At 73.2% G+C, this 12,150-nt stretch carries 12 protein-coding genes; 3 read left to right on the forward strand and 9 right to left on the reverse strand.

Annotated features, from left to right (window positions below):
• Positions 1 to 29: 29 nt before the first annotated feature.
• Positions 30 to 1,730: a TerD family protein gene (locus ACEPPI_RS16080; protein WP_373915902.1), complete on the reverse strand. Its 1,701-nt coding sequence runs from the start codon at positions 1,728 to 1,730 to the stop codon at positions 30 to 32.
• A 131-nt stretch (positions 1,731 to 1,861) separates the two neighbouring features.
• Positions 1,862 to 2,524 carry a M48 family metallopeptidase gene (locus ACEPPI_RS16085; RefSeq protein WP_373915903.1) on the reverse strand — a complete coding sequence of 221 codons (663 nt, stop codon included), beginning with the start codon at positions 2,522 to 2,524 and terminating at the stop codon, positions 1,862 to 1,864.
• A 145-nt stretch (positions 2,525 to 2,669) separates the two neighbouring features.
• Between ACEPPI_RS16085 and ACEPPI_RS16090 the strand changes: the two genes are divergently transcribed.
• Together ACEPPI_RS16090 and ACEPPI_RS16095 are read left to right on the forward strand one after the other, a co-directional pair.
• A complete protein-coding gene (locus ACEPPI_RS16090) occupies positions 2,670 to 3,776 on the forward strand; it encodes a ThiF family adenylyltransferase (RefSeq protein WP_373915904.1) in 1,107 nt (368 codons plus the stop codon).
• A 138-nt stretch (positions 3,777 to 3,914) separates the two neighbouring features.
• Positions 3,915 to 5,243 (forward strand): ABC1 kinase family protein, encoded by a 1,329-nt coding sequence (locus ACEPPI_RS16095; protein WP_373915905.1) that lies wholly within the window; start codon positions 3,915 to 3,917, stop codon positions 5,241 to 5,243.
• A 31-nt stretch (positions 5,244 to 5,274) separates the two neighbouring features.
• On the opposite strand, the gene ACEPPI_RS16100 is transcribed toward ACEPPI_RS16095, so the two are convergent.
• The 5 genes from ACEPPI_RS16100 to ACEPPI_RS16120 form a co-directional block, all read right to left on the reverse strand.
• On the reverse strand, positions 5,275 to 5,481 hold the full coding sequence (locus ACEPPI_RS16100; protein WP_373915906.1) for a hypothetical protein: 207 nt from the start codon (positions 5,479 to 5,481) through the stop codon (positions 5,275 to 5,277).
• A 122-nt stretch (positions 5,482 to 5,603) separates the two neighbouring features.
• Positions 5,604 to 5,936 carry a hypothetical protein gene (locus tag ACEPPI_RS16105; RefSeq protein WP_030225914.1) on the reverse strand — a complete coding sequence of 111 codons (333 nt, stop codon included), beginning with the start codon at positions 5,934 to 5,936 and terminating at the stop codon, positions 5,604 to 5,606.
• Positions 5,933 to 6,304, reverse strand: a complete 372-nt coding sequence (locus ACEPPI_RS16110) for a WhiB family transcriptional regulator (RefSeq protein WP_363053179.1) — start codon at positions 6,302 to 6,304, stop codon at positions 5,933 to 5,935. Before ACEPPI_RS16110 ends, ACEPPI_RS16105 begins: the two co-directional genes overlap by 4 nt.
• Before the next feature lie 183 nt (positions 6,305 to 6,487).
• Positions 6,488 to 6,805: a hypothetical protein gene (locus ACEPPI_RS16115; protein ID WP_373915907.1), complete on the reverse strand. Its 318-nt coding sequence runs from the start codon at positions 6,803 to 6,805 to the stop codon at positions 6,488 to 6,490.
• A 167-nt stretch (positions 6,806 to 6,972) separates the two neighbouring features.
• Positions 6,973 to 9,141, reverse strand: coding sequence for an ATP-dependent DNA helicase UvrD2 (locus tag ACEPPI_RS16120; RefSeq protein ID WP_373915908.1), 2,169 nt, complete (start codon positions 9,139 to 9,141; stop codon positions 6,973 to 6,975).
• Between the two features lie 228 nt (positions 9,142 to 9,369).
• Here ACEPPI_RS16120 and ACEPPI_RS16125 point away from each other — a divergent pair, with 228 nt between their 5' ends.
• The gene (locus ACEPPI_RS16125) at positions 9,370 to 9,630 is read left to right on the forward strand and encodes a mycoredoxin (RefSeq protein ID WP_373915909.1); all 261 of its coding nucleotides are present in this window, start codon (positions 9,370 to 9,372) and stop codon (positions 9,628 to 9,630) included.
• 64 nt (positions 9,631 to 9,694) lie between these two features.
• Here ACEPPI_RS16125 and nudC read toward each other — a convergent pair whose 3' ends face one another.
• Together nudC and ACEPPI_RS16135 are read right to left on the reverse strand one after the other, a co-directional pair.
• Positions 9,695 to 10,648, reverse strand: coding sequence for an NAD(+) diphosphatase (nudC, locus tag ACEPPI_RS16130; RefSeq protein WP_373915910.1), 954 nt, complete (start codon positions 10,646 to 10,648; stop codon positions 9,695 to 9,697).
• 90 nt (positions 10,649 to 10,738) lie between these two features.
• Complete coding sequence (locus tag ACEPPI_RS16135) at positions 10,739 to 12,148, reverse strand: dipeptidase (RefSeq protein ID WP_373915911.1); 1,410 nt, start codon at positions 12,146 to 12,148, stop codon at positions 10,739 to 10,741.
• Between the last annotated feature and the right edge of the window lie 2 nt (positions 12,149 to 12,150).

Below are 12,150 nucleotides of genomic sequence, written 5' to 3' on the forward strand. Positions count from 1 at the left end.
TGCGTTCATGGCGTTCATGTGGGGCTCCCTCAGACCTCGTACGGCTGGACGACGATGAAGTTGCCGGGAGCGCCGCGGAACTGGAGGTTCACGGTCTCCCCGCTGTGGCCGGGGTAGGCGTTGCGCCGCAGGCGCACCTGGCTGGAAATGATCACCTGGGAGGCGGCCGACCACGCGACGATGGCGTTGCTGTCCGCGAAGGTGGTCGGGGTGACGGGGAGGACGACGGGGGCGCCGTGCGTCTTGACGATCACCGTGCCGGAGCCCTGGAAGAGCATGGTGAACAGGGCGCCGCCGGGGATTCCGTGGCCCTCGATCCGGCGGACCTCGTGCTGGAGGGACTCGTCGAAGGCGAGGACGCTCTCGGCGGAGACGCAGATCCCGTCGCCCTGGAGCTCGATGGCGTGCAGGTGCGCGCCGTTCTCGGCGAGGAAGACCTGGCCGCGGCCCGAGCAGCGCATGAGCTGCATCTCCTGGCCGGTGGCGTTGCCGACGATGCGGCCGGCGAAGCCCGCGCCCTTGTAGCTGAAGTCGACCTTGCCCTGGTAGAGGACCATGCTGCCCTGGCGGGCGAGGACGGGCTGGCCGCCCATCGACAGGTCGACGCGCATGAGCTGCTGGTTCTGCGGGGTCCAGCGGGCGCCCGTGGGGGCTTCCTTGTACGGCTGGAGGGCGGCGGCGAGGCCGTGGCCGGCGGCCTGCGGGGCCTGGCCGTAGGCGGGCGGGGGCTGCTGGCCGTAGGCCGGCTGCTGCTGGCCGTAGCCGGGCTGCTGGCCGTACTGCTGGCCCGGGACCTGGCCGTACGAGGGCTGCTGCTGGCCGTAGGGCGCGGGGGCCGGGGCGGGCGGCGGGACCTGGGCGCCGTACGGGGGGTGCGGCTGCTGCTGGCCGCCGTACGAGGGCGGGCCGGGCTGCTGCGGCGGGTGGGGCGGCTGGCCGTACGGGGCCGCGGGGGCGGGCGGGACCAGCGGGGCGATCATGGTCGGCTGCGAGTGCACCGGTGCGGCGGCCGGGGGCTGCTGAGGCGGCGCCGCGTAGGGCGCGGGCTGCGGCGGCTGGGGCTGCTGAGGCGGCTGCTGCTGGGCGGGGGCGGCGAAGACCGGGGCCGGGGCGGCCGCCTGCGGGGGCGGGGCGAAGCCGGGGGCGGCGGGCTGCGGCGGGGCCTGGGCCGGCACCTGCTGCTGCGCCGGCTGCTCCTCCTCCTCGGCGACCTCGCCGCCGAAGTTCTTCAGCAGCGCGGCGAGTCCTCCGTCGAAGCCCTGGCCGACGGCGGCGAAGCGCCACACGTCCTTGAAGTAGAGGTCGCCGATCATCAGCGCGCGTTCGGTGCTGAACTCGGAGCCGGTGAAGGAGTACCGGACGACTTCCTCGCCGCCCGCCACGATCCGGATGTAGCCGGGGCCGATCTGCGACATCTGGCCGGCACCGTCGAGGGTGGCGCTGAAGGACAGCTTCCGGACGGCCGCCGGCACGCGGTCGAGGGTCACCCGGAAGGATTCGGTGTCACCGGCCTGCGGGCCGAGCTGCTGGATGGACTCCTCGGGCGACTTCGGCTGGTTGTAGAAGACGAAGTAACGGTCGTCCGAGAGCTGCTCGTTGGCGTCGAGGCCGAAGCAGCTGATGTCGAAGGTGAGCCCGGGCCCGGCGATCTGGACGCCCACGTACAGATCGGTGCCCGCTGTCAGATCACTGATCTTGGCCTTGTGGCCGCGTTGGAATTCCCTGGCCATACGTCCGACCGTCCCCCATCCCGACTGTGAATGCGTACCGCTGAATGCGTGCCGCTCAGGCTAACGGCTCCTGCGGACATCCGGCCAAGCCGGTACCGACCCGGTACACAATCGCGTTCCGTGACAGAAGGTCATTCCTCGCGGGCGCCCGGAATCCGGGGGAGGCGCTCCGCGGCGACCACGCCTTCGAGGAATCCGCGGGCCCGTTCCGTCTTCGGGTAGGCGTCCAGCAGCTCCCAGAAGCGGGGGCCGTGGCCGGGCACCAGGAGGTGCGCCAGCTCGTGGAGGAGCACGTAGTCCACGACGTACTCCGGCATGCCCTGCAGGCGGTGCGAAAGGCGGATGCTGCCCTCGGCCGGGGTGCAGGAGCCCCAGCGGGTGTTCTGGTTGGTGACCCAGCGGACCGAGCGGGGGCGGGCGCGGCCGGCGAAGTACTGCTCCGACAGGTGCTCGGCGCGTTCGGTGAGTTCCGTGTCGCCCAGGGTGCGCTTGCTCTCCTGGGCGGCGAGCTTGTCCAGCATGACGCCCACCCAGCGCCGCTCCTCCGCCTCGGACATCCGGGCAGGGATCAGCACGACCGTCCGGTCACCCTCGCGGTAGGCGGACACGGTCCTGCGGCGGCGCGCGCTCCGGCGGACTTCCACGGCGCGCTGGGGTGGGTCGTCGGACACGCCTCGAAGGTACCCGGTCGTCGTGGCGGAAGTCCCGCGCGTCCGCTGTTCGAACATGATCGAGGCGCGGGCGGCGCCGGATGGGGATCCCGAACGGGGCCCCGGGGGCACCTCTTTCTCCATCTCATATGCCTAATACACCTCGCCTGTGGACAAACTCCCGCACGTGCGGCGGAAGACGGGCATGGTGACGGAAGAAGAGAAGGCGCGGCGGAGGGACCGGAGTCCCCGGCCGCGCGCCGGAACGCACCAGCACGAGGGGGAAGCCGTGTATCCGAAGGTGAAGCCGGCCCTGGCACGGGCCTGGAGGGATCTGCAGACGGTCCAGTTCGGTGTGACGCCCGCGCACGCGGTGGTGCTCGGGCCGGTCGACACGGCCACGGGCTCCCTGATCGACCGGATCGACGGCACGCGGGGCATGGACCTGCTGCGGACCGAGGCCCGGGGGATGGGGCTCCCGGAGGGGCAGGTGGACGAGCTGGTGCGGCGGCTCGCGCGCGCCGGGCTGCTCGACGACGTCACCGCGGGAGGGCCGCGGGCCCAGGCGGTGCGGCGCCGCCCCGAGGCCCTGGAGCGGCTCGGGCCCGATCTGGGATCGCTCTCACTGGTGCACCGTGAACCGGGCGGTGACTTACGGGGCCTCGCGGCCCGCCGGGCGATACGGGTCCAGGTGCGCGGGAGCGGCCGGGTGGGCGCGGTGGTCGCCGCCGTCCTGGCATCGGCCGGGGTCGGTGCGGTCGACGTGCTCGACGGGGGCCGGGTGACCGTGGCCGACGTGGCGCCGGGCGGGCTCGGTCCGGCCGATGTGGGCCGGCTGCGGGCCGAGGCCGCGAGGGCCCTGGTACGGGGGGCCGCGCCGGGGAGGCCTCCGCGCACCGGGGATCCCGAAGGGCCGGAGCCCGGCCCGGCGCTGGTGGTGGTCGCGCCCCGGGACGGGCTGCAGGCCTGGGCCCCCGATCCGGCCGCCGCGGCCGACTGGGTCGCCGCGGGCACCCCGCACCTGTACGCGGGGGTGCTGGAGGGGACGGGGCTGGTCGGCCCGCTGGTGCTGCCGGGCGCCACGGCCTGCGCCGGATGCATGGAGCGCGACCGCGTCGACCGGGATCCGGCCTGGCCGAGGATGCTGGTCCAGTGGCGGTCGGCGCACCGCCGCCGGGATTCGGGGGCCTGCGACGTGGGGCTGTCCACGGCGGTGGCGGGGCTGGCCGCGGCGCACGCCCTGGCCTTCCTCGACGGAGAGCTGCCCGCCTCGGCCGCCGCCCGCTGGGAGGCCGCACTTCCGGGGGCGCACTGGGAGCGGTCCCCGCTGCATCCGCATCCGGACTGTCCCTGCGCGGCGGCGCCCGCCGTGGCCGCCCCGGCGGTGCGGTCGTGAACGGCCGGAGCCGCGGCGGACCGGGGGCGGGTGCCCGGGTCCGCGGGCGAGGGGGCTCGTGACAGGATGCGTCGGGGGCCGAGGGGCCGTCCCGGATCCGCCGCTCGCGGCGCAGCCGTCTGGGAACAGGAGGGGCATATGTCTGATCTTCCCCGGAAGGCGGTCACCCGTACCGTCAAGCTGGCCGCACTGCCGCTCGGCATCGCCGGCCGGGCGACCTGGGGGCTGGGCAAGCGGATCGGCGGGAAGTCGGCCGAGATCGTCGCCCGGGAGCTCCAGCAGCGCACCGCCGAGCAGTTGTTCCGCACGCTCGGCGAGCTGAAGGGCGGTGCCATGAAGTTCGGGCAGGCCCTGTCGGTGTTCGAGTCGGCGCTTCCCGAGGAGGTCGCGGGCCCGTACCGGGCGGCGCTGACCAAGCTTCAGGAGGCGGCTCCGCCGCTGCCGACGGCGCGGGTGCACCAGGTGCTGGCGGAGCGGCTCGGCGAGGACTGGCGGGAGCTGTTCGAGGAGTTCGAGGACAAGCCGGCCGCTGCCGCCTCCATCGGGCAGGTGCACCGGGCGGTGTGGCACGACGGCCGGCAGGTGGCGGTCAAAGTGCAGTACCCGGGGGCCGGAGAGGCGCTGCTGTCGGACCTCAAGCAGCTGAGCCGCTTCGCCGGACTGCTCGGGCCGCTGATCCCGGGCATGGACGTGAAGCCGCTGATCACCGAGCTGCGCGACCGGGTCGCGGAGGAGCTGGACTACGAGCTGGAGGCCGAGGCGCAGCGCGCGCACGCGGACGCCTTCGACGCCGACCCGGACGTGGTGGTCCCGGACGTGGTGCACCAGGGCGACCAGGTGCTGGTGACGGAGTGGATGGAGGGCACCCCGCTGTCGGAGGTGATCGCCGATGGCACGCGGGAGGAGCGGGACCGGGCCGGACAGTTGCTGGCCCGGTTCCTCTTCTCGGGGCCCGCGCGCACGGGGCTGCTGCACGCCGATCCGCATCCGGGCAACTTCCGGCTGATCGAGGGGGCGGACGGCCGGATGCGGCTGGGCGTCCTCGACTTCGGCACGGTCGACCGGCTGCCGGGCGGCTGGCCCAAGCCCATAGGCCGGTCCCTGCGGTTGACCCTGGACGGGGACGCCGAAGGTGTCTACGGCCACCTGTGTGCCGAGGGGTTCGTGAAGGAGTCCATCGAACTCGACCCGGACGCGGTGCTCGACTACCTCAAGCCGATCATCGAGCCCGCCGAGGCGGACGAGTTCACCTTCACCCGGCCGTGGCTGCGCGGCCAGGCGGCGCGGATCGCCGATCCCCGCTCCCCCGCGCACCAGTTGGGGCGGCAGATCAACCTGCCGCCCTCGTACCTGCTGATCCACCGGGTGACGCTGAGCACCATCGGGGTGCTGTGTCAGCTGGGTTCGACGGTGCGGCTGCGTGACGAACTGGAGTCCTGGCTGCCGGGGTTCCTGCCCGAGGACTGAGTCCCGGGGTCCGGCCCGGGGGCGGCCGGGGTCACCACCAGGAGGAGTCGAGGCGGCCCTCGATGGCCCGGAGGTTGGCCCGCGCGCAGTCGACGCAGAAGTACTGTCTGATGCCGTTCTCCACCGAACAGGTCCAGGTGGGCGGGGCTCCGTCCGGGGAGCGGGCGCCGCAGCGCGCGCAGACGACGGGCTGGGCCCCGGATCCCGGAGGGTCGGGGTGGGGGGTCTGCTGGTCCACCTCCAGACGATATCCCCGCGGAGGGCGTCCGGGCCCCGCAACGCACCGGGGGGACCGGTCCGTTCGGACCGGTCCCCCCGGGGGCAGGGTCACCGCTCGGTGACCCGGTGGCTCGGTGAGCCTCAGTGCATGACGGCCATGGCGAGCGCGCGCCGGGCGCGCATGGAGACGCGCTCGGCCCTGCGCTGCATGCGCCGCGCGGCGACCAGGCGCAGGGCGTGACGCTCGGCGTCCGCCTCACGCATGCGGTCGTCCATATGGGCACGGGCCAGGGCTTCTGGGATGAGTTGCATTTCGCGGGTCCTGTTCTGACGCGAGGTGATCGCGCCGGCGGTGATGAAGTCTGCGGTGGCGGAGCCGTGCGGCTGCTCGCTCGTGGTGGCGTAGGGGGACATGGGGGCCTGCTTCAGGGGGTCGCGCGTCAGGGGGCGGTCGATCGTTCCGATGGCGGTCATGCCGCTGCAACCGGGTTCTTGCGCGGACGGCCACGGGGACGCTTGCGCGCCACCACGACGCCCTGGACGAAGAGCTCTCCGCCCCAGACGCCCCAGGGCTCGCGGCGCTCCTGGGCGCCGGCGAGGCAGGCCTCGACCAGCGGGCAGGTGCCGCAGAGGGACTTGGCGTACTCGACGTCGGCCGGGGACTCGGCGAAGAAGACCTCGGGGTCGAAGGTGCGGCAGGGGACGGGTACGCCGAGGTTCTCGATGGCGTCGTCGAGCGCGGTGAGCGCGGTGAGGGGGGTCAAGGTGGAGGCCTCCGGGACTGCGGGCGGGGAGATCGTTCGGTTCTGCGGTACGGACGGGGCGTGCGCTTCGAGTTGCACGGTGTTTTCTTCCTCGTCTTGTTCGACTAGTCGTTCCGGCCGGTTGGCCGGTCGCGGCTTGGTACCTGGTCTTGCCAGTCCCGAGGCCCCTTCGCTCCGTCGTCCCCGTTCGGGGACAAACAGAAGGGCCGCGGATCCCGGGTGGGGTTCCGCGGCCCTGAAGGCGCCGGCCTGATCATGCGATCAGGCTGGATCACTCCAGGGTTCGAGCCCGCGGAAGGCCCACATCAGGTGGTGCTGCTGCTTCTTCGTCTGCGTCTGGGATCCGGCACCGGCTGCGGCCGCGAAGCCATAGGCGCCATGCGCCTGGGCTTCCAGTACTGCCACCGGTGCCTGGGTCGGTCGCTCATTGCGCTCACTGACCGCAAGGGTCGCCAGCAGGGCGGGCCGGTCAGCGGAAATCGCGGACAGACCGGTACCCAGGAGGGAGACGGAACCGAGCAGGCAGGAAGCGTCGACCGAGCGATCGGTCATTTTGGTGAAGGTCATGAAGCTGGTCACTGGTCTCGCCTCCTCTCGGCGTCTCGGGGACTCGGCCCGGAGGCCTGTCCCATGCGTATTCGGATAAGTACAGCACGGATCCGGGGCTTCGGAGAAGCCACCGTTTCCGTTGCTAAGAACCTATGGGGATCCGCCGGGCATGTGCAAACTATTTTTCCGACGAGTTTCTACGCGTCGTCAGAATCCGCGCCCGCAAGCTCCTGGCCTGCGCAGATGGCCAGGACATCGGCTCCGTACCGCTCAAGCTTGCGGCCACCCACGCCGGAGATCATCGAGAGCTCCCCCGGCTCGGCGGGCGCGGTCTCCGCGATGGCCATCAGGGTCTTGTCCGTGAACACGCAGTACGCGGGCATCCCCTGGAGCTTCGACTGGCCGGCGCGCCAGTCGCGCAGCCGCTCGTAGAGGCCCTCGTCCATGTCCGACGGGCAGTCCGCGCAGCGCATCAGCTTGATGTCGCCGGCCTCGGTGAGGGTCCTGCCGCAGACCCGGCACAGCGCCGGTCCGCGGCGGCCGCGCTTGCGGGCCGCTCCCGCCTCGGGCCCGCCCGGCCGGCCGCCGGGGGCCGCGGAGCCCGGCCGCAGGCCGTTCAAGAAGCGGCTGGGGCGACGGGAGGCCCGGCCCCCCGGAGCCCGGGAGAGCGCCCAGGAGAGGGTCAGGTGGTGCCGCGCGCGGGTGACCCCGACGTACAGGAGCCGGCGCTCCTCCTCCACCTGCTCGTCGGTCTTGGCGTAGGTGATCGGCATCATGCCGTCGGTGAGGCCGACCAGGAACACGGCGTCCCACTCCAGGCCCTTCGCGGCGTGCAGCGAGGCGAGGGTGACGCCCTGGACGGTCGGGGCGTGCTGGGCGGCCTTGCGCTCGTCGAGTTCGACGGCGAGGTCGGCCAGGGTCACGCCCGGCCGGCTGCGGGCGAAGTCCTCGGCGAGGCGGACCAGCGCGGCCAGGGACTCCCACTGGTCGCGCACGGCTCCGGAGCCGGCGGGCGGCTCGGTGGTCCAGCCGGTGGAGCTGAGCACGGCCCTGACCTGGGAGCCCAGTTCCACCACGTCCTGCAGGAGCGGGTCCTCGCTGCCGCCGGAGCGGGCGGCACCGCGCAGGGCGAGGACGGCCTTCTGGACCTCGGCCCGCTCGAAGAACCGCTCGGCCCCGCGCAGCTGGTAGGGGACCCCGACGTCGGCCAGGGCCTGCTCGTACACCTCGGACTGGGCGTTGATCCGGTAGAGGACGGCGATCTCGCCCGCCGGGACGCCGGCCGCGATCAGGTCCCGGACCCGGCCGGCCACGCCCTCGGCCTCGGCGGGCTCGTCGGGGTACTCGGCGTAGGCCGGGTCGGGGCCGGGCTCGCGCTGGGAGACCAGCTCCAGGCGGTGCTCGGCGGCCCGCCCCCTGGCCTGGCCCAGCAGGCCGTTGGCCAGGTGGACCACCTGGGGGGTGGAACGGTAGTCGCGGACCAGCTTGACCACGGTGGCCTGCGGGTAGCGGGTGCGGAAGTCGAGCAGGTGGTCGGGGGTGGCCCCGGTGAAGGAGTAGATGGTCTGGCTGGCGTCGCCGACGACGCAGAGGCTGTCGCGGTCGCCGAGCCACAGCTCCAGCAGGCGCTGCTGGAGCGGGCTGACGTCCTGGTACTCGTCCACCACGAAGTGCTGGTACTGGGCGCGGATCTGCTCGGCGATGTCGTGGCGATCCTGGAGGACGCCGACGGTGAGGAGCAGCACGTCCTCGAAGTCGATCATGCCGCGGTCGCGCTTGAGTTGCTCGTACGTGCTGTAGATCTGGGCGATCTCGGCGAGGTCCCGGGGGGCCTCGCGGCCGGCCTTGAGGGCGACGGCCGGGTAGTCGGCGGGGACGGTCTGGGTGACCTTGGCCCATTCGATCTCGCCGGTGACGTCGCGCAGCTCGTTGCGGTCGAGGCGGATGCGGCAGCGGGCTCCGGCCTCGGCCACGAACTGGATCTTGCGCTCCAGGAGCCGGGGCAGCTCGCCCCCGATGGCGCGGGGCCAGAAGTACTGGAGCTGGCGCAGGGCCGCGGAGTGGAACGTGCGGGCCTGGACCCCGCCCGCGCCGAGGGTGCGCAGGCGGCCCCGCATCTCCCCGGCGGCACGGTTGGTGAAGGTGACGGCGAGCACGCTGGCCGGCATCAGCTGCCCCGAGCGGACCCCGTACGCGATGCGGTGGGTGATCGCGCGGGTCTTGCCGGTGCCGGCTCCGGCCAGCACGCACACCGGGCCGCGCAGGGTCGTGGCGACCTCGCGCTGCTCCGGGTCCAGGCCCAGGAGCACGGCGTCCGCGGCGTCTGCGTCGGCCGGGGAGACTGAGGAGTGCGTTGCTGCTGTCACCCCGCCATGCTGCCAGGTCCCGAGGGGCGGGCGGGAAAACCGTCCACAGGCGAGGGGCGTCCGTCATACCGTCGCACCGGCCCCACCAGCCGGAGCGTGCGCGGCAGTCGGATCCGTCACACCGGCCGTCCCGGCCCCGTACCGGGAATGGTGCGGGGGCGGGGGACGTTCGAGTACTCGGACCGATCACCGAGACCCGGTCCACCGAGACCTCCCAGAGGAGCGAGCATGCAGGACACGGGCACCGTCACGATGTACAGCACCACCTGGTGCGGCTACTGCAACCGGCTGAAGAAGCAGCTGGACCGCGAGGGCATCGCGTACAACGAGATCAACATCGAGCTCGACCCGGAGTCCGCGAAGTTCGTGGAGCAGGCGAACGGCGGCAACCAGACCGTCCCCACCGTGCTCGTGAAGTCCTCCGGCGGCAGCGAGTCCGTCATGACGAACCCGTCGCTTGCACAGGTCAAGCAGGCGCTGGCCGTCTGACCGGCCCCGGCCCCCAGAGTGGCCCCCGCCGCGGCGGGGGCCTTCTGCGTGCCGGGGCGGGCCGTCAGACGGTCGTGGCCGGCTTCGGCAGGGGCTGGCCGTACCAGAGCTCGACCAGCCGGGCCGCGATGGAGATGCCCGAGGGCGGCAGGACCTCGCCGGCCTCGATGGCGGCGCGCAGGTCGTCCCGGGAGAACCAGCGGGCCTCCTGGATCTCCTCGCCGTCGACCGTGATCTCCGAGCTGACGGCCCGGGCGGTGAAGCCCAGCATCAGGCTGTACGGGAACGGCCAGGGCTGGCTGGCGACGTACTCGACCGTACCGACCTTGACGCCCGCCTCCTCCCACACCTCGCGGATCACCGACTGCTCGATGGACTCGCCCGGCTCCACGAACCCGGCCAGCGTCGAGAAGCGGCCCTCGGGCCAGTGCACCTGGCGGCCCAGCAGCGCGCGGTCCTGCTCGTCCGTGACCAGCATGATCACGGCCGGGTCGGTGCGCGGGTAGTGCTCGGCGCCGCAGCCCGGGCAGCGGCGGATGTGCCCGGCGGCCGCGACCACCGTGCGCTCGCCGCAGCGGGAGCAGAAGCGGTGCATGCGCTGCCAGTTCTCCAGCGCCACCGCGTGGACCATCAGCCCGGCGTCGCGCGGGCAGAGCAGCAGCCCGGCCTCGCGCAGTCCGGCCGGGCGGGCGGACTGGTCCATGCGGCCCGGCAGGGAGTCCTTCTGGAGCGCGAAGTACCGTACGCCGTCCTCGTCCGTCCCCAGGAAGTAGCGGTGGGTCTCGGTGACCGGGGCCTCGAAGGCCGGGGTCATCACGATGGCGGTGCCGCCGTCGGGGGTGTCGTCGATCAGGACCTGGCCGCCGGAGACGACGAAGACGCGGGTCGTCGGGTGGCTCCAGGCCGCGGCGAGCCACGCCTCGTCGAGGCGGTGGTGCGCGGCGCGGTCGATTCCGCTGGGCGCGGCGAGCGAGATCGGGCGCTCGGGCTCGGTATGGGTGCTCACAGGTACTTCCAACTCCCCCGGTGTGTGGGACAAGGCAGGCTGCTCGGGTGCGGTGCGGCGCGTGTGGTGCGTGTGCTGCGTGTGCTGCGTGTGGCGGGTGTGTCAGGTGGTTGCGGGCTTCCAGTGCTCGGCGAGGTCGCCCCACAGGTAGGCGGTGGTCTCCACTCCCTTGAGGAGGAGGTCGAGCTCGACCTTCTCGTTCGGGGAGTGCCAGCCGTCGGACGGCACGGAGATCCCGAGGAAGAGGACGGGGGCGTCCAGCACGTCCTGGAGGTCGGCCGCCGGGCCCGAACCGCCCTCGCGGGTGAAGCGGACCCGCTGCCCGAAGGCCCGGCCCATGGCGCGGACGACCGACTGCAGCGCGGGGTGGTCCAGCGGGGTCAGGCAGGGCCGCGTGGGGGCGCCGAAGACGATGGAGTGCCGGATCCCGGCGGGCACGCGGGCCGCGACCCAGTCGCGGACGGCCGCCTCGACCTCGTACGGGTCCTGCCCCGAGACGAGGCGGAACGACAGCTTCAGGTGTGCCGAGGCGGGCACGATGGTCTTGCCCCCGGGGCCCTGGTAGCCGCCGCCGATGCCGTTGACCTCGGCGGTCGGGCGGGCCCAGACGCGCTCCAGGGTGGAGTACCCGGCCTCGCCGGCGGCCGCGTGGGACTTGGCCGTACGGAGCCACTCGGCCTCGTCGAAGGGCAGCTCGGCGATCAGCGCGCGCTCGATGTCGCCGAGCTCGGCGATGCCGTCGTAGAAGCCCGGGATCGTGACCCGGCCGTCCTCGTCGTGCAGGGCCGCGACGAGGCGGGCGGCGGCGGTGGCCGGGTTGGGCACGGCCCCGCCGAAGGCGCCCGAGTGGATGTCCTGGTCGGGGCCGTGGAAGTCGATCTCGCAGTCGGCCACGCCGCGCATGCCGGTGCAGACAGTGGGGGTGGTCTCGGACCACATGCCGGTGTCGGAGACGATCACGACGTCCGCGGCGAGGCGCTCGGCGCGCTCCTCGACGAGGGCGCGGAAGTTCGGGGAGCCGGACTCCTCCTCGCCCTCGATCAGCAGCTTGAGGTGCACCGCGGGGGCCGCGGCGCCGGTGGCCGCGAGGTGGGCGCGCACGCCGAGGGTGTGGAAGAAGACCTGGCCCTTGTCGTCGGCCGCGCCGCGGCCGTACATGCGGCCGTCGCGGACCACCGGTTCGAAGGGCTCGGTGTGCCAGCCGTCCGCGAGGGCGGCGGGCTGGACGTCGTGGTGGCCGTAGACGAGGACGGTCGGGGCCGCCGGGTCCTCGCTGGGCCACTCCGCGAAGACCGCGGGCGCGCCGGGGGTCGGCCAGACCTCGGTGACCGGGAAGCCGGTCTCCTTGAGCTTCGCCGCGAGCCATTCCGCGCTGCGGCGCACGTCGCCCGCGTGCTCGGGCTGGGCCGAGACGGACGGGATGCGCAGCCACTCGGCGAGGTCGTCGAGGAAGGCCGTGCGGTGGGTGTCGATGTACGTGCGGACGACGCTGTCCGGCAGGGTTTCGCTCATGG

This window comes from Streptomyces sp. AB3(2024) (assembly GCF_041862025.1).
GTDB lineage: Bacteria > Actinomycetota > Actinomycetes > Streptomycetales > Streptomycetaceae > Streptomyces.